This is a genomic window from Terrabacter sp. MAHUQ-38, assembly GCF_014518425.1.
GTDB lineage: Bacteria > Actinomycetota > Actinomycetes > Actinomycetales > Dermatophilaceae > Terrabacter.
In genome coordinates this window covers 591,916-607,517 of the sequence record NZ_JACVCU010000002.1, presented here as the reverse complement: position 1 = coordinate 607,517, position 15,602 = coordinate 591,916, and the positions used below count along the sequence as shown (strand labels likewise).

Genomic DNA, 15,602 nt, shown 5'->3' with positions numbered 1-15,602 from the left:
GGTTTCGTATGCCGTCCGCTCCAGTCCGCATCATCCTGCCGGGCATGCTGCGCGACCTCGTCGGCGGTGTGGCGGAGATCGAGGTGGAGTCGCCGACCGAGAGCCAGACCGTGGCCGAGCTGCTCGACCGCGCGTTCGCGGAGCACCGCATCCTCGAGGGCAAGGTGCGCGACGAGCGGGGCCAGATCCGGCGCCATGTCAAGGTCTTCGTCAACGGCGAGGACGCGACGCGCGGTGAGGGCATCGGGGCGCCGGTGCCGGCAGGAGCCAGGGTCCACATCATCAACGCCGTCTCCGGCGGCTGACCCGCCGAGACCGCCGCGCCCACGCGGCGGACGGTCAGGTGTCGACGCCGAGGAGGATCGGCAGGACGGTCCGCTCGAGCTCGCCCACCGCGAGCGACCTGGGCTCGACCAGGCGCTGCGTCATCGTGCCCTGGGCGAGCGAGATGGCCGCGCGCACGAACAGCTCGGTCGGCATCGGCAGCGTGAGCCCCTGCCGCGCGACGGCCTCGTCGACAACGGCGACCAGCTCGTCACGCACGCGCCGCTGCTGGGCGGCCCACGCGCGGCGGGCGCCCGCGTCGCGGATGGCGTGGAGGGTGAACTCGGTCGTGAGGACGAGCCACTGCTCCTTGCTGCGGGTCTCGTCGGCGAGTGCCGCGAAGACGTCACGGAGCACCTCCTCGGCGCTGCCGCTCTCACGCTTGCTCGCCCTTCGGATCCGGTCGACGAGCGCCTCGGAGTGCCGTCGGGACAGCTCGAGCACGAGGTCGTCCTTCGAGGCGAAGTTCGAGTAGAACGCGCCGCGTGTGAAGCCGGCCCGCTCGCAGATGTCCTCGACGGTCGCCCCGTGGAACCCGCGCTCGGCGAAGACGTCGCTCGCGGCGTCGAGCACCCGGTCGCGGGTGGCCTGGCGGCGGGCGGTGATGCGGGACGGGGCTGACCTCGGCGACGTGACGGACGGCATACGCACAGGATACGCCCTCGAATTGGATACGAGCTCGTATTGGATGCATACTTGTATCGAAAGGCGGGATCGTCCCGCCGGAGGGATGTGCAAGCGTGAACGAGCGCCAGGTCATCGCGCGCGACGTGTCGGTCCAGGGCACCCACGAGCCGTTCGTGTCCGGGGTGGGTTTCGTGGCACCGCCCGGAGAGGTCACCGTCGTCGGTGTCGACCCGGGAGCGGCGCAGACCGCCCTCGCCCTCGCCATCGGCGGCCGGGTCGACCTGATCGGCGGGTCGATCAGCATCGGCGGCTCGAGCCACCGGTCGCACCTCCAGCTGCGCACCCGCCTCGTCGACGTGCCCGACGTGACGGCGCCTGAGGACTCGCTCCCGCTGCGCGCCGTCGTCGCAGAGGAGCTCGCGCTCGCCGAGCGACCCTCGTCGCGCAGGGACGTGGCGGCCTTCCTCGCCGACCGTGAGCTCACCGCCCTCGCCGCACGCCGGTGGGAGAGCCTGCGCTCCGGCCTGCGCACGAGGCTGCTGCTCGAGCTCGGCTCCTGGCATCCCCAGGTCCGTGTCGTGGTCCTCGCCGGGCCGGACCGCCACGGTGGCGACCCGCGCGAGTGGTTCGAGGCCGCATCCGCCCTCGCCGACAGTGGCCTGACCGTCGTCGTCCTGTGCTCGCCGGCCGTCGCCGACACGTTGCACCCCGTGACGTCAGACCGGGTGAGCGCATGAACCCCGTCCGACTGGCCCTCGCCGAGCTCCGGCGCCTCACCTCCTCGCGCCTCGCGCGGCTCGGCCTCATCGCGCTCGCCATCATCCCGACCCTCTACGGCGGGCTGTACCTCTACGCCAACCACGACCCGTATGCCGCCCTGCCGCAGGTCCCCGCCGCCGTGGCCAGCGACGACACCGGCGCGACGCTCTCCACCGGAGAGACGCTCGAGGTCGGCGACGAGGTCGCCGACCACCTCGTCGAGTCAGGGTCCTTCGACTGGCACAAGGTCTCGCATGCCGAAGCGCTCCAAGGCGTCCACGACGGGCGCTACTCCTTCGCCGTCCTGCTGCCCGCCACGTTCTCGGCCGACCTCGCTGCGACCGCCGACTTCACGCCGCGGCAGGCCACCGTCGCGCTCGAGACGAACGACGCCAACAACTACATGACGACGATCATGGGCAACACCGTCATCAAGCAGGTGAGTGCCTCGGTCGCCTCGCAGGTCAGCCAGACGGCGGCCGACCGGCTCCTCCTCGGCTTCAACCAGGTCCACGACGACCTCGGCAAGGCCGTAGACGGTGCGGGGAGGCTCCGCGACGGTATCGGCACGGCCGAGGAGGGCGCGGCGAGGGCCGCGGCGGGCGCGCGGTCGCTCGCCTCGGGACTCCACGACCTCGCGAGCGGGGCTGCCCGGCTGCACGATGGCGTCGCCTCGGCGTTCTCCGGTGCCGAGCGCCTCCACTCGGGCGCGACGGCGCTGGCCTCCGGGCTCGGCACCCTCGAGCAACGCACCGCGACGCTCCCGGCGCAGACCGACCGGCTCGCCGACGGCGCAGCCCAGGTCGCCGGGGGCAACGAGAAGATCGCCGGCCTCGGGCGCACGGTCGCCGGGGTCTCGAGCGACCTCAAGGGCGATCTCCGGAGCCAGCGCGAGGTCCTACTCGACGAGCTGCGCTCCGCGGGCCTCGACGATGCGCAGATCGCCCTCGTGGAGAGCCGGCTCGACCGTGTCGACGGCCTCGTCGACACGGCCGACGGTCGCATCCAGAAGGCCTCCGACGAGCTCGACCACCTCTCGGCGGGCGCCGACCAGGTGGCGACCGGAGCGCGTGCCCTCGCTGAGGCCACCCCCGCCCTGACGGACGGGATCGGGGAGGCTGCCACGGGCGCACGCCGGCTGCGCGACGGTTCAGCCACCCTCGAGAGCGGCCTCGGCCGCCTCGTCGCCGGGTCGGCTCAGCTCGAGGCAGGCGCCACGAGGGCGGCCTCGGGCGGGGACTCGCTCGCGACCGGAGTCGCGCAGCTCGAGGACGGTGTGCACCGCCTCGCCTCGGGAGCAGGTCGGCTGCACTCCGAGCTGGCGAGGGGCCGCGCCGCCGTGCCGAACCCCACCGACGCGCAACGCACGGCAACGGCCAGGACGATCGGCGACCCGGTCGACGTCACGTCGAGCAGCATGGCAGCGGCGGGGACCTACGGCGCCGGACTCGCCCCGCTCTTCCTGAGCCTCGCGCTGTGGATCGGCGCCTACACCCTGTTCCTGCTCGTGCGCCCGTTCTCGACCCGCGCCCTCGCGACGAGCCAGCGCTCGCTGCGCACGGCGCTCGGCGGCTGGCTCGCGCCGGTCGCGGTGGGCCTCGCCCAGACCGTCGCGCTCTACCTCGTCGTGTCGCTCGCGCTCGGCATCCGGGTCGCGCACCCCGTGCTCGCGCTCCTGTTCCTCGGGTTCGTCTCGATGACGTTCGTCGCGATCCTGCACGCCCTCGCGGCCCGCCTCGGCGCAGTGGGCAAGTTCATCGGCCTCGTCTTCATGGTCGTCCAGCTCGTCAGCGCGGGCGGCACGTTCCCCTGGCAGACGCTGCCCGGCCCGCTCCAGGCCATCCACCACGTCGTCCCGATGACGTATGCCATCGACGGGCTCCGGCGGCTCATGTACGGCGCCGGCCTCTCACCGGTGGTGGGTGACCTGGGGGTCCTCACGGCATACCTCGTCGGGGCGCTCGCGGTCGCGACCGTGGCAGCGCGACGCTCGCGCGTGTGGACTCCCGCGCGGATCAAGCCCGAGCTGAGCCTGTGACCCCGGCGGAAGGCGTGTCCGGGGCTGACAAAGCGGCCACCCCCGAGCATGCTCTTGACGTATGAGCAGTGCCGCGAGAGAGAAGACCCTCATCCTCATGCGCCACGCCAAGGCCGAGGAGGGCCACGGCAAGGCCGACCACGACCGCGAGCTCGCGCCCCGTGGTCGGCGTGACGCCAAGGCTGCCGGCAGGTGGCTGCGCGACCAGGGGCTCGTGCCCGACCTTGTCATCTGCTCGACCGCCCAACGCACCCGCCAGACGTGGGAGGAGGCGTGCCACGGCGGCGCCAAGGCCGAGTTCGTGGAGTACCGCCGCAGCGTCTACCTCGGCGGCTCGGTGCAGACGCTGGAGACGCTGCGCGAGGACGCCGGCGACACCTCCACCGTCCTCCTCGTCGGCCACAACCCGACGGTGGCGCAGCTGACGAGCCTGCTCACCGACGGCGAGGGCTCGCGCGAGGCGCACGAGGCGCTCGCCGAGGGCTTCGGGACGAGCGGGCTGGCGGTGCTCAGCTACAAGGGGGAGTGGGCCGACCTCGAGGCCGGATCGTGCGCGCTGACCCGGTTCCACCTGAGCCGAGGGCACGAGGACTGAGGCGACGCACGCGTCGATCAGGCAGTGAGATGCGGTGTCCACCCAGCGGACACGGTCTTATGCTGCTGAGCATGACGCAGACGCCTGACATCAAGCCCCGCAGCCGCGACGTCACCGACGGTCTCGAGAAGACCGCCGCGCGGGGGATGCTTCGGGCCGTAGGCCTCGGCGACGACGACTTCGCCAAGCCGCAGATCGGCGTCGCGAGCTCGTGGAACGAGATCACTCCGTGCAACCTGTCCCTCGACCGGCTCGCCAAGGCCGTCAAGGACGGCGTCCACGCCGGCGGCGGCTACCCGCTCGAGTTCGGCACCATCTCCGTGTCCGACGGCATCTCGATGGGCCACGAGGGCATGCACTTCAGCCTCGTGTCGCGCGAGATCATCGCCGACTCCGTCGAGACCGTCATGAACGCCGAGCGGCTCGACGGCTCAGTGCTGCTCGCCGGCTGTGACAAGTCCCTGCCGGGCATGCTCATGGCGGCTGCACGCCTCAACCTCTCGTCGGTCTTCCTGTATGCCGGCTCGATCCTTCCCGGCATCGCCAAGCTCTCCGACGGCACCGAGAAGACGGTGACCATCATCGACGCCTTCGAGGCCGTCGGGGCCTGCGCCGCCGGTCGGATGTCCCGCGAGGACGTCGACGCCATCGAGCGCGCCATCTGTCCCGGCGAGGGCGCGTGCGGCGGCATGTACACCGCGAACACCATGGCCTCGGTCGCCGAGGCCATCGGCATGTCGCTGCCCGGCTCCGCAGCCCCACCCGCCACCGACCGTCGCCGCGACGGCTTCGCCCGCAAGTCGGGTGAGGCTGTGGTCGAGCTGCTGCGCAAGGGAATTCGCGCCCGAGACATCATGACCAAGGAGGCGTTCGAGAATGCCATCGCCGTCGTCATGGCGTTCGGTGGGTCGACGAATGCCGTGCTGCACCTGCTCGCGATCGCCCACGAGGCCGAGGTGGACCTGACCATCGACGACTTCGCCCGGATCGGCTCCAAGGTGCCTCACCTCGCCGACGTCAAGCCGTTCGGGCAGTACGTCATGACCGACATCGACCGCGTCGGCGGCGTGCCCGTCGTCATGCGTGCACTGCTCGACGCGGGCCTGCTGCACGGTGACTGCCTCACCGTGACCGGCAAGACGCTCGCCGAGAACCTCGCCCACATCAACCCGCCGGACGTCGACGGCAAGGTCCTGCGTGCGCTGTCCGAGCCGATCCACCACACCGGTGGCCTGACGATCCTCAAGGGATCGCTCGCCCCGGAGGGCGCGGTCGTGAAGTCGGCCGGTTTCGACGAGTCGGTCTTCGAGGGCACGGCACGTGTCTTCGACGGCGAGCGCGCCGCGATGGACGCCGTCGAGCAGGGGTCGCTCCAGAAGAACGACGTCGTCGTCATCCGCTACGAGGGGCCCAAGGGCGGGCCGGGCATGCGCGAGATGCTGGCCGTCACCGGCGCCATCAAGGGCGCCGGCCTGGGCAAGGACGTGCTGCTGCTCACCGACGGACGCTTCTCCGGCGGCACGACCGGACTCTGCGTGGGCCACGTCGCACCCGAGGCCGTCGACGAGGGCCCGATCGCCTTCGTCCGCGACGGCGACGGCATCCGGCTCGATGTCGCGGGCGGCACGCTCGACCTGCTCGTCGACGACGCGGAGCTCGAGCGGCGCCGCGCCGAGGGCGTGACGCACCCCGAGCCGAAGTACACGCGGGGCGTGCTCGCCAAGTACCGCAAGCTCGTCGGGAGCGCGAGCCGCGGCGCCGTCTGCGACTGACCGACCGGACCGCAACCCACCGAGCAGCTCGCGACGCACCGGGACCCGATCCCGGTGCGTTCGCGGTTTCCCGGTGTGTTGCGGGAGGCCTGCGGCCTGGCCGCGACCTCAGTCCCGGGCAGCGACGGGTGCAGGCTCCACGTCGGCCGCCCAGTGGCGCCACACCGACGTCACCTGCATGCCGACCTTCTCGTACAGGCCGAGCGCACCGGTGCGCGAGTCCGTCGACACCTCCGAGCGCTCGCCGCCGTGCGAGCGACCCACCTCGAACGCGTCGACGAGCAGCGCCCGCGCGAGCCCGCGGCCGCGCTGGTCACGGCGCACGGCCAGCTTGTCGACGTACGCGCACCCGCTGGAGACGATGACGAAGGCCATGCCGACGACCTCTCCAGCGGGGTCGACCATGAGGCGCAGCTGCCACGGCTCGTAGCCGGGCCGCTCGGTGACCGTGGCCGCCCACTCCTCGTAGGTCGTCCGCTCGCGTTCGGACCACTCGAGGAAGGCGTCCTCGTTGACGGTCCAGGTCGCGCGCAGGTCGGCACCGTCGCGTGGCTCGCGGATCGAGTAGCCCTCGGGGGTCGGTTGCGGCGTCATGGTGCCTCCCGAGGGCAGCTCGAGGACCCAGGAGGTCCACAGGTTGCGGTAGCCGAGCGAGGAGAGCAGCCGCTCGCCGGCCGAGTCGCCGGGCACCGGCTGCCCGACGACCGTCCCGCCGTCACGGGCCCCGACGGCGCGCGTCCAGCGCGAGAGCGCCGTCCCGAGCCCACGTCCGCGGTATGCCGGGTCGACCGCCGCGTCTGCCCAGCGGCCCTTGTACACCTCCGCGTACGCGACCAGCCGGTCGCCGTCGAGGACGCCGACCGACTGCGTGGCGAGGTCGAAGACCGGTCGCTGCCAGTCGCCGACGATGTCGGCCTCCTCGATGAGGACCTCGCCGACGTCGTGCAGCTCGCACGCGCCGATGAGCGCTGCCACGGCGGCCGCATCGTCTCGCGTCAGCGCCCGGGCGGCGAGGTCGCTCGCTCCCGCCGGCAGGGCCAGATCGACGGGTTCGTTGCGCTCGACGGAGGTGGCGTTCATGGATCTCCTCCAGGTGCGTGTCGTCAGGGCACGGGTCGGCCACTGCGCGGTCACTGCCGTCAGTGTCCCGAGGGGCCGCGGTGCCGACAACCGACTTTCGGCGCACCGACGCGCGCCTCCTCGGCCGACGGTGGGTGAGATCACGAGGTCACATCCTGAGACGCCCGTGACGGCCGATTGACACCGGTGTGGCTGCGTAGGACGGTTGACCCGTGGCCCGACTCCTCGTACTTCCATAGCGCGCCGACCAGCCCGACCGGTCAGCGCGCTCCCTTCCGTCCCGCCATGGGACCGAAGGGTTTTTTTGTGGGTGGAGTCAGCCAGACACGGCAGGACACATGACGTGCTCGAGACAAGGAAAAGATCGTGAGCGACACGACCAAGCAGGCGCCATCGCCCGCTGACGTGGCCTCCCTGGCCCGTCCCCGACCGACGGCGGAGGCGAAGCCCGCCGAGGCCGTCACGCCGGCCCGCGAGGTCACCGGGGCGCAGGCGCTCGTACTCTCCCTCGAGGCCATCGGCTGCGACACCGTCTTCGGCATCCCGGGCGGCGCGATCCTGCCGGCCTACGACCCGATGCTCGACTCCAAGAAGGTCCGCCACATCCTCGTGCGCCACGAGCAGGGAGCCGGTCACGCGGCCGAGGGCTACGCGGCGGCCACGGGCAAGGTCGGCGTCTGCATGGCGACCTCGGGCCCGGGCGCGACGAACCTCGTGACGCCGATCGCCGACGCGCACATGGACTCGGTGCCCATGGTGGCGATCACGGGCCAGGTCGCCAGCGCCGCGATCGGCACCGACGCGTTCCAGGAGGCGGACATCCGCGGCATCACCATGCCGATCACGAAGCACAACTACCTCGTGACCGACGCGGCGAAGATCCCGCAGGCCATCGCCGAGGCGTTCCACGTCGCGAGCACCGGCCGCCCGGGCCCTGTCCTCGTCGACATCAGCAAGGACGCCCTCCAGGCGAAGACGACGTTCTCCTGGCCGCCGCAGATCGACCTGCCCGGCTACCGACCCGTGCTTCGCCCGCACGGCAAGCAGATTCGCGAGGCCGCGCGGCTCATGGCAGCGGCGAAGCGGCCGATCCTGTACGTCGGTGGTGGCGTCGTGCGGGCCCGCGCCAGCGAGCAGCTGCGTCGGCTCGTGGAGCTGACCCAGATCCCGGTCGTCACGACTCTCATGGCGCGCGGCACGGTGCCCGACAGCGAGCCGCTCAACCTCGGCATGCCCGGCATGCACGGCACCGTCGCGGCCGTCACGGGTCTGCAGAAGTCGGATCTCATCATCGCCCTGGGCGCCCGCTTCGACGACCGTGTCACCGGACAGCTGTCGACGTTCGCCCCGCACGCCAAGGTGATCCACGCCGACATCGACCCCGCCGAGATCTCGAAGAACCGCATCGCCGACGTGCCGATCGTCGGTGACGTGGGTGAGGTCATCAAGGACCTCATCGAGCAGGTGACGCTCGACCGCGCCTCGGCCGAAGGAGCCGAGCACGGCTGGGACTACGCGGCCTGGCGCACGCGCGTCGCCGACTGGAAGCAGACGTTCCCGCTCGGCTGGACCGACAGCGAGGACGGCACGCTGTCGCCGCAGTACGTCATCGAGCGCATCGGGGCCCTCTCCGGCCCCGAGTCGACCTATGTCGCGGGTGTCGGCCAGCACCAGATGTGGGCCGCGCAGTTCGTGCAGTACGAACGCCCCAACGCCTGGATCAACTCCGGTGGCCTCGGCACGATGGGGTTCTCCGTCCCGGCGGCCATGGGTGCCAAGGTCGCCGAGCCCGAGCGCACCGTCTGGGCCATCGACGGCGACGGCTGCTTCCAGATGACCAACCAGGAGCTCGCGACCTGTGTCATCAACAACATCCCGATCAAGGTCGCGGTCATCAACAACAGCTCGCTCGGCATGGTGCGCCAGTGGCAGACGCTCTTCTACAACGAGCGCTACTCCAACACCGACCTGCAGCCGATGAGCCAGCGGGTGCCCGACTTCGTGAAGCTGGCCGACGCCTACGGCTGCCTCGGCCTGCGCGCCGAGACGCCGGAGGAGGTCGACGCCGTCATCAAGCAGGCGCTCGAGACCGACGACCGCCCGGTCGTCATCGACTTCATCGTCCACCGTGACGCCATGGTGTGGCCGATGGTGCCGGCGGGCGTCAGCAACGACATGATCCAGGCTGCGCGTCATGAGGCGCCGGTCTGGGAGCGGGAGGACTGAGCATGAGCAAGCACACCCTGTCGGTGCTCGTCGAGGACAAGCCCGGCGTCCTCACCCGCGTCGCGGCGCTCTTCTCGCGCCGAGGCTTCAACATCAACTCGCTGGCGGTCGGTCCCACCGAGCTGCCCGAGATCTCGCGCATCACGGTCGTCGTCGAGGTCGAGGGCTCGGCCCTGGAGCAGGTGACGAAGCAGCTCAACAAGCTCATCGAGGTACTCAAGGTCGTCGAGCTCGACCCGCACGCCTCCGTGCAGCGCGAGATCCTCCTCGTCAAGGTCCGGGCCGACGCCGCAACCCGCAGCCAGGTCATCGACACGATCCAGCTCTTCAAGGCCAAGGTCGTCGACGTGACGACCGACGCCATCGTCATCGAGGCGACCGGCAACTCGGACAAGCTCCGCGCCCTGCTCGACGTCCTCGAGCCGTTCGGGATCAAGGAGCTCGTCCAGTCCGGCATGGTCGCCGTCGGGCGCGGGTCGCGTTCGATCACCGACCGCAGCCTGCGCAGCGCCTGACGCGGCGCATCCGCTCCACCCGATCCACCAGACCAACCGCACACCGCAACCGAAGGAGAAGGCCACCATGGCCGAGATGTTCTACGACGACGACGCCGACCTGTCCGTCATCCAGGGCAAGAAGGTCGCCGTCATCGGCTACGGCAGCCAGGGTCACGCCCACGCGCTCAACCTGCGCGACTCCGGAGTCGACGTGCGCGTCGGCCTCGCCGAGGGCAGCAAGAGCCGGCCGAAGGCCGAGGCGGAGGGCCTGTCGGTCTCTTCCGTCGCCGACGCCGTCAAGGAGGCCGACCTCGTCGTCATCCTGACGCCCGACCAGGTCCAGCGAAGCGTCTACGCCAACGACATCCAGCCCAACCTCAAGGACGGCGCCGCGCTGCTCTTCGGGCACGGCTTCAACATCCGCTTCGGCTACATCAAGCCCGAGGCCGACGCCGACGTGCTCATGGTCGCCCCCAAGGGTCCCGGTCACATCGTCCGACGCGAGTTCGCCGATGGCCGAGGGGTGCCCGTGCTCCTCGCCGTCGAGCAGGACGCCTCCGGCACAGCGTGGGACCTCGCCAAGGCGTACGGCAAGGCGATCGGCGGCCTGCGCGCGGGCGGCATCAAGACGACCTTCACCGAGGAGACCGAGACCGACCTCTTCGGTGAGCAGGCCGTCCTCTGCGGTGGCGCGAGCCAGCTCGTGATGTACGGCTTCGAGACCCTCGTCGAGGCCGGCTACCAGCCCGAGGTCGCGTACTTCGAGTGCCTCCACGAGCTCAAGCTCATCGTCGACCTCATGATCGAGGGTGGCATCGCCAAGCAGCGCTGGTCGGTCTCCGACACGGCGGAGTACGGCGACTACGTCTCGGGGCCGCGCGTCATCGACCCGCACGTCAAGGAGAACATGAAGGCCGTCCTCACGGACATCCAGAACGGCGCCTTCGCGAAGCGGTTCATCGACGACCAGGACGCCGGCGCGCCGGAGTTCACGCAGCTGCGCGAGAAGGGTGCCCAGCACCCGATCGAGGCCACGGGCCGCGACCTGCGCAAGCTCATGGCGTGGGTCAAGCAGACCGACTCGGACTACATCGAGGGCTCGGCTGCGCGCTGACCCTTTCGCTTGCCTGACGGCCGGCCACCCGAACGCGGGGTGGCCGGTCGTCTGCGTCCCGAGCCAGGACACGCGGGTGCCCGTCCCCGTGCCGGATGGTCCTGCCGCGCGTCCGGCACCCCGTGGCGCGGACTCCCGAGCTCAGCCGCGTGGAACCTCCTGGGTCAGCCACTCGGCAAAGGTGCGCCCGCCCTCGTCGGCCGACCCCGGTGCGGGAACGTTGCGGCGCTGCGCGAACGCCCGCATGACCCGGCCGACCGCCGGCGCGTGCAGCACCCGTGGCGCGGACGCCCCCCGGTGGGCGCGCACGAGGGTGGCGATCTCGCCGAGGGTCAGCAGGTCCGGACCGGCGACGTCCGCCGCCCTGGCGTATGCCGCCGGCCGCGGACCCAGCGCGAGGTCGGCCAGCCGCACGGCCACGAAGTCGGTGTCGACCGGTTGGAACGCCATGTCGCCGATCGTCACCGTGAGCGGCCCCTTGGTGAACGTACGTGCGAAGAACGTTGCGAGGGAGTGGAACTGGGTGGCTCGAAGGACCGTGGCTGCACCGCCGGCGGCTTCGATCCCCTGCTCGGCACGCAGCTTGCGGCGGTAGTAGGCGAGGGGGTGCTCGTCGATGCCGACGATGGAGATGTGGACGAGATGGACGCCGTGCGTGGCTGCCGCGTCCTCGAGCCGACGGGTCGCGTAGACGGTCACCACATCACCGCGCGAGGGGTCGTCGGCACAGTGCACGACGGCGTCGGAACCGACCAGGACCGCCTCGAGGCCCGCGTCCGTCGTGAGGTCCAGGCCTGTCCGCCGACTCACGGGGACGGCCTCGTGACCGCGTCCCGAGAGCTCGGACACGACACGGGACCCGAGGTCACCGGCACCACCCGTCACGACGATCCGCATGGCGTCCACGCTAGCCGGAGCGCGAGCGCGGCGTTCCGGCATACGGGATGGGTTGTCCACAACCCAAGACGCGTGGACGCCTGCGTTCTGCTGTTCACATGTTGGTTACAACGCGTGAACTCCGCTCGCCGAGCGCCTAGAGTGACTGCGGCACATCGCGGTGCCTCAGCGGCCCGCGTCCGGGATGGACCAGGGCCTCGCGCCCACTACGGCACCCGCCACGCATCCGCCTCGGAAAGGGAATTCCCTGTGAGCAAGCCCGTTGTCCTCATCGCCGAAGAGCTGTCGCCCGCCACGATCGAGGCACTGGGGCCCGACTTCGAGGTCCGCTCGGCCGATGGAGCCAACCGCGACGAGCTGCTCCCCGCCCTCGCCGACGTCGACGCCGTGCTCATCCGCTCGGCCACGAAGATGGACGCCGAGGCGATCGCGGCAGCCAAGCAGCTCAAGGTGATCGCCCGCGCGGGCGTCGGCCTCGACAACGTCGACGTGCAGTCGGCCACCCAGGCGGGCGTCATGGTCGTCAACGCCCCGACCTCCAACATCACCTCGGCAGCCGAGCTCGCCGTCGGCCTGCTCCTCGCCACGGCCCGCAACATCGCCCCGGCGAACCAGGCCCTCAAGGCCGGCGCCTGGAAGCGCAGCAAGTACTCCGGTGTCGAGCTGTTCGACAAGACCGTCGGCGTCGTCGGCCTCGGCCGCATCGGGGCCCTGGTCGCCGAGCGGCTCAAGGGCTTCGGCATGAAGATCCTCGCCTACGACCCCTACGCCTCGCCCGCGAAGGCCGGCCAGCTCGGTGCCCACCTCGTCGGGCTCGACGAGCTGCTCGCGCAGTCCGACTTCATCACCATCCACCTGCCCAAGACGCCCGAGACGCTCGGCCTCATCGGCGAGGAGGCCCTCTCCAAGGTCAAGCCGTCGGTGCGGATCGTCAACGCGGCCCGCGGCGGGATCGTCGACGAGGCCGCCCTCGCGCGCGCCATCGCCGACGGCCGTGTCGCCGGGGCCGGCATCGACGTCTTCGCGTCGGAGCCGACGACCGAGTCGCCGCTCTTCGAGCACGAGTCTGTGGTCGTCACGCCGCATCTGGGCGCGTCGACCGACGAGGCCCAGGAGAAGGCCGGCATCGCGGTCGCCCGGTCCGTGCGCCTCGCGCTCGGTGGCGAGCTCGTCCCCGACGCGGTCAACGTCAGCAGCGGCTTCATCGCCGAGGAGGTCCGTCCGGGCATCCCGCTCGTCGAGAAGCTGGGCCGCATCTTCACCGCCGTCGCGGGCTCCGTCCCGGCCCAGCTCGATGTCGACGTGCGCGGTGAGATCATCGAGCACGACGTCAGCGTGTGGAAGCTCGTCGCCCTGAAGGGCCTGTTCACCGACGTCGTCGAGGACGCCGTGACCTACGTCAACGCACCGGTCCTGGCCGAGCAGCGCGGCTGCGTCGTGCGCCTCGTCACCGATCCCGACTCGGGTGACTTCCGCAACGTCACGACGCTGCGCGGCACGCTCGTCGACGGCACGGTGGTGTCGGTCTCCGGCACGCTGACCGGCCCGAAGATGGTCGAGAAGCTCGTCGGCGTCAACGGCTACGACCTCGAGGTACCGCTCACCGAGCACATGCTCGTCTTCGAGTACTCCGACCGTCCCGGCGTCATCGGGTCCGTCGGCCGCATCCTCGGCGACGCCGGCATCAACATCGGCGGAATGCAGGTCTCGCGCCAGGAGGATCGCGCCATCGGTGTGCTCAACGTCGACACCGCCGTGCCGCCGGCCCTCGCCTCGGAGCTCTCCGAGGTCGTCGAGGCCAAGACGTTCACGGCCGTCGACCTGCAGGACTGAGCACCCGGCGCCCGACGCGCCACCGACGTACGTCCTCCGGGCGGGTCCCCGGCCGGAGCCATCCGGCGGGGGCCCGCCCAGCGGCATACCCGGCAATGCCGGTCAGGCCCGGTCAGGCCAGGCCCGGTCAGGCCCGGTCAGGCCCGGTCGGCGCCGTCCCCGCCGGGGACTCGCCGGCGCCGGCGTCCGGCACACTGTCCCTGACAGGGGCGTCGACCGACGTCTCGAGGTCGGCGAGCTCGGGCAACAGCTCGTGGCGCTTCCTGAACGTGTCGATGATCGCGAGGGCCACCGCCGCGACCGGGATGCCGATGAGGGCGCCGATGGGGCCGAAGAGCGCGGCGCCCGCGATCACCGAGCCGAGTGCCACGGCCGGGTGCACGTCCATGGTGCGACGGCTGATCTTCGGCGTGAAGACGTAGTTCTCGACCTGCTGGTAGACGGTGGCGAAGAGCGCGATCCAGAGGGCGTTGATGGGCTTGTCGAGCAGCGCGAAGAGCGCCGGCAGGACGACGCCGATGTAGGTGCCGATCGTCGGGATGAACTGCCCGACGATGCCGGCGAAGGCGCCGAGGGGCAGCCAGAACGGCACGTCGATGAACCAGAAGAACGCGGCGTGGAAGACCGCCGAGAGGGTGGCGAGCACGAGCTTCGAGACGACGTAGCCGCCGGTCTTCTCGACCGAGATCGTCCACACGGTGACGAAGACCCGCTGGTAGCGCTGGGGCAGCCATGAACCGATGGTCTGGCGCAGCCGCGGGCTGTCGGCCGAGAAGTAGTAGGCGAAGACGAGGATCGTCAGGCTGTCGAAGAGGAAGGTCACGACCGAGCCGAAGACGCCGACGATGCCGCCGCCGTACTTGCCCGCGAGCTCGCCGAGCTTGTCGGGCGTGAGGCTCAGAGCCTTCTGGATCTGCTCGAGGTCGAAGCTCGTGCCGAGGGTGGAGTTCACCCAGTCGATGGCTGCGGTGACCGCCGTCGGCAGCTGCGAACCGAGCTCCGAGAGCTGCGAGACGAACACCTGCCCGAAGAGCTCGGCGACCCCGGCGAAGAGCACGAGCATGCCGAGCATGGTCAGCCCCGTCGCGAGCCCACGCCGCAGGCCGCGGCCCGCGAGCCAGAGGACGACCGGCTCCATCGCGATGGACAGCAGCCAGGCCAGGAGCAGCAGGAAGAGGAAGCTGCCCATGGCGTTGAAGGCCCACGAGGCGATCCAGAGCAGGACCAGGGAGCTGAGCACGATGGCGGTGACCCGGCGCGCGTTGCCAGGGGTGATGGCGATCCAGCGGGCCTGGTCGTCGAACGGCACACCGGGGACGGCGTGGCTGTCCTGCCGCTTGCTGTCGGCTGGGTCACGAGGGGCGCCGGACGTGAGGTCGGATGGCGCGTCGGGCTGGTCGGCGCTCACGCGGCGAGCCTACGGTCCGGGTGCCCGCGAACGGGGGATGCGCGGCGAGGTCACGAGTCGGCGTCGTGCGGGCCGGCCTCGTGGGCGACCGGCCTGGTCGTGACCCCTGTCACCCGGCACAGGATGTTGTGGACACATGCCGGACTGCACGTCTCATTTAGTGGAAACCCCCTTTACTCGTGGGTAGCCGCGCGTACCGTGAATCGCATGACGCGGCAGGTCGTACTTATTCCCCGCCGCGGCGAGTCCAGGTAGTCAGCAACCTCGCCGCGGAGATCCCGCGCACCCCTCTGCTGACCGGTTCGCCCACCCGGGCTGGAGCCACCTGAGACCACCAAACGCACTGCAATCGAAAGACGTGATCACCATGAGCGAAGACGCCAGAGCAGCCCGTCAGGCTCTGCAGGAGTCCATGGACCTGCGCGACCAGGG

General features: G+C 70.9%; 13 protein-coding genes. 9 read left to right on the top strand and 4 right to left on the bottom strand.

The window, feature by feature from the left end; all coding sequences use genetic code 11:
- Positions 1 to 8 precede the first annotated feature (8 nt).
- Complete coding sequence (locus H9I49_RS09780; RefSeq protein ID WP_188030153.1) at positions 9 to 305, top strand: MoaD/ThiS family protein; 297 nt, start codon at positions 9 to 11, stop codon at positions 303 to 305.
- A gap of 34 nt (positions 306 to 339) precedes the next feature.
- On the opposite strand, the gene H9I49_RS09775 is transcribed toward H9I49_RS09780, so the two are convergent.
- Positions 340 to 969, bottom strand: a complete 630-nt coding sequence (locus H9I49_RS09775) for a TetR/AcrR family transcriptional regulator (protein WP_188030152.1) — start codon at positions 967 to 969, stop codon at positions 340 to 342.
- Between the two features lie 95 nt (positions 970 to 1,064).
- On the opposite strand from H9I49_RS09775, the gene H9I49_RS09770 reads away from it, so the two are divergent.
- The 4 genes from H9I49_RS09770 to ilvD all read left to right on the top strand — a co-directional run bounded on the left by H9I49_RS09770 (position 1,065) and on the right by ilvD (position 6,115).
- Complete coding sequence (locus H9I49_RS09770) at positions 1,065 to 1,688, top strand: hypothetical protein (RefSeq protein WP_188030151.1); 624 nt, start codon at positions 1,065 to 1,067, stop codon at positions 1,686 to 1,688.
- Positions 1,685 to 3,748 (top strand): YhgE/Pip domain-containing protein, encoded by a 2,064-nt coding sequence (locus H9I49_RS09765; RefSeq protein ID WP_188030150.1) that lies wholly within the window; start codon positions 1,685 to 1,687, stop codon positions 3,746 to 3,748. The genes H9I49_RS09770 and H9I49_RS09765 overlap by 4 nt, the downstream gene beginning before the upstream one ends.
- A gap of 61 nt (positions 3,749 to 3,809) precedes the next feature.
- Positions 3,810 to 4,343: a histidine phosphatase family protein gene (locus H9I49_RS09760; RefSeq protein WP_188030149.1), complete on the top strand. Its 534-nt coding sequence runs from the start codon at positions 3,810 to 3,812 to the stop codon at positions 4,341 to 4,343.
- A gap of 71 nt (positions 4,344 to 4,414) precedes the next feature.
- Positions 4,415 to 6,115 carry a dihydroxy-acid dehydratase gene (ilvD, locus tag H9I49_RS09755; RefSeq protein ID WP_188030148.1) on the top strand — a complete coding sequence of 567 codons (1,701 nt, stop codon included), beginning with the start codon at positions 4,415 to 4,417 and terminating at the stop codon, positions 6,113 to 6,115.
- A gap of 108 nt (positions 6,116 to 6,223) precedes the next feature.
- On the opposite strand, the gene H9I49_RS09750 is transcribed toward ilvD, so the two are convergent.
- The gene (locus tag H9I49_RS09750; RefSeq protein WP_188030147.1) at positions 6,224 to 7,195 is read right to left on the bottom strand and encodes a GNAT family N-acetyltransferase; all 972 of its coding nucleotides are present in this window, start codon (positions 7,193 to 7,195) and stop codon (positions 6,224 to 6,226) included.
- Positions 7,196 to 7,561: 366 nt separating this feature from the next.
- Here H9I49_RS09750 and H9I49_RS09745 point away from each other — a divergent pair, with 366 nt between their 5' ends.
- The 3 genes from H9I49_RS09745 to ilvC all read left to right on the top strand — a co-directional run bounded on the left by H9I49_RS09745 (position 7,562) and on the right by ilvC (position 11,032).
- Positions 7,562 to 9,421, top strand: a complete 1,860-nt coding sequence (locus H9I49_RS09745; RefSeq protein WP_188030146.1) for an acetolactate synthase large subunit — start codon at positions 7,562 to 7,564, stop codon at positions 9,419 to 9,421.
- Between the two features lie 2 nt (positions 9,422 to 9,423).
- Entirely contained in the window at positions 9,424 to 9,936 is a 513-nt protein-coding gene (gene ilvN / locus H9I49_RS09740) for an acetolactate synthase small subunit (protein ID WP_188030145.1), read from the top strand.
- A 67-nt stretch (positions 9,937 to 10,003) separates the two neighbouring features.
- Positions 10,004 to 11,032, top strand: a complete 1,029-nt coding sequence (gene ilvC, locus H9I49_RS09735) for a ketol-acid reductoisomerase (protein WP_188030143.1) — start codon at positions 10,004 to 10,006, stop codon at positions 11,030 to 11,032.
- A gap of 141 nt (positions 11,033 to 11,173) precedes the next feature.
- Here ilvC and H9I49_RS09730 read toward each other — a convergent pair whose 3' ends face one another.
- Positions 11,174 to 11,929 carry an SDR family oxidoreductase gene (locus H9I49_RS09730; RefSeq protein ID WP_188030141.1) on the bottom strand — a complete coding sequence of 252 codons (756 nt, stop codon included), beginning with the start codon at positions 11,927 to 11,929 and terminating at the stop codon, positions 11,174 to 11,176.
- 249 nt (positions 11,930 to 12,178) lie between these two features.
- On the opposite strand from H9I49_RS09730, the gene serA reads away from it, so the two are divergent.
- Complete coding sequence (gene serA, locus H9I49_RS09725) at positions 12,179 to 13,762, top strand: phosphoglycerate dehydrogenase (RefSeq protein WP_188030140.1); 1,584 nt, start codon at positions 12,179 to 12,181, stop codon at positions 13,760 to 13,762.
- Between the two features lie 127 nt (positions 13,763 to 13,889).
- On the opposite strand, the gene H9I49_RS09720 is transcribed toward serA, so the two are convergent.
- Positions 13,890 to 15,170: an AI-2E family transporter gene (locus H9I49_RS09720; protein WP_188030138.1), complete on the bottom strand. Its 1,281-nt coding sequence runs from the start codon at positions 15,168 to 15,170 to the stop codon at positions 13,890 to 13,892.
- Between the last annotated feature and the right edge of the window lie 432 nt (positions 15,171 to 15,602).

Excerpts from the sequence above, each read along its gene's own strand:
- H9I49_RS09780 (WP_188030153.1), top strand. The coding sequence starts at position 9 with ATGCCGTCCGCTCCAGTCCGCATCATCCTGCCGGGCATGCTGCGCGAC.
- H9I49_RS09775 (WP_188030152.1), bottom strand. The coding sequence starts at position 969 with ATGCCGTCCGTCACGTCGCCGAGGTCAGCCCCGTCCCGCATCACCGCC.
- H9I49_RS09765 (WP_188030150.1), top strand. The coding sequence starts at position 1,685 with ATGAACCCCGTCCGACTGGCCCTCGCCGAGCTCCGGCGCCTCACCTCC.
- H9I49_RS09760 (WP_188030149.1), top strand. The coding sequence starts at position 3,810 with ATGAGCAGTGCCGCGAGAGAGAAGACCCTCATCCTCATGCGCCACGCC.
- ilvD (WP_188030148.1), top strand. The coding sequence starts at position 4,415 with ATGACGCAGACGCCTGACATCAAGCCCCGCAGCCGCGACGTCACCGAC.
- H9I49_RS09750 (WP_188030147.1), bottom strand. The coding sequence starts at position 7,195 with ATGAACGCCACCTCCGTCGAGCGCAACGAACCCGTCGATCTGGCCCTG.
- ilvN (WP_188030145.1), top strand. The coding sequence starts at position 9,424 with ATGAGCAAGCACACCCTGTCGGTGCTCGTCGAGGACAAGCCCGGCGTC.
- ilvC (WP_188030143.1), top strand. The coding sequence starts at position 10,004 with ATGGCCGAGATGTTCTACGACGACGACGCCGACCTGTCCGTCATCCAG.
- H9I49_RS09730 (WP_188030141.1), bottom strand. The coding sequence starts at position 11,929 with ATGCGGATCGTCGTGACGGGTGGTGCCGGTGACCTCGGGTCCCGTGTC.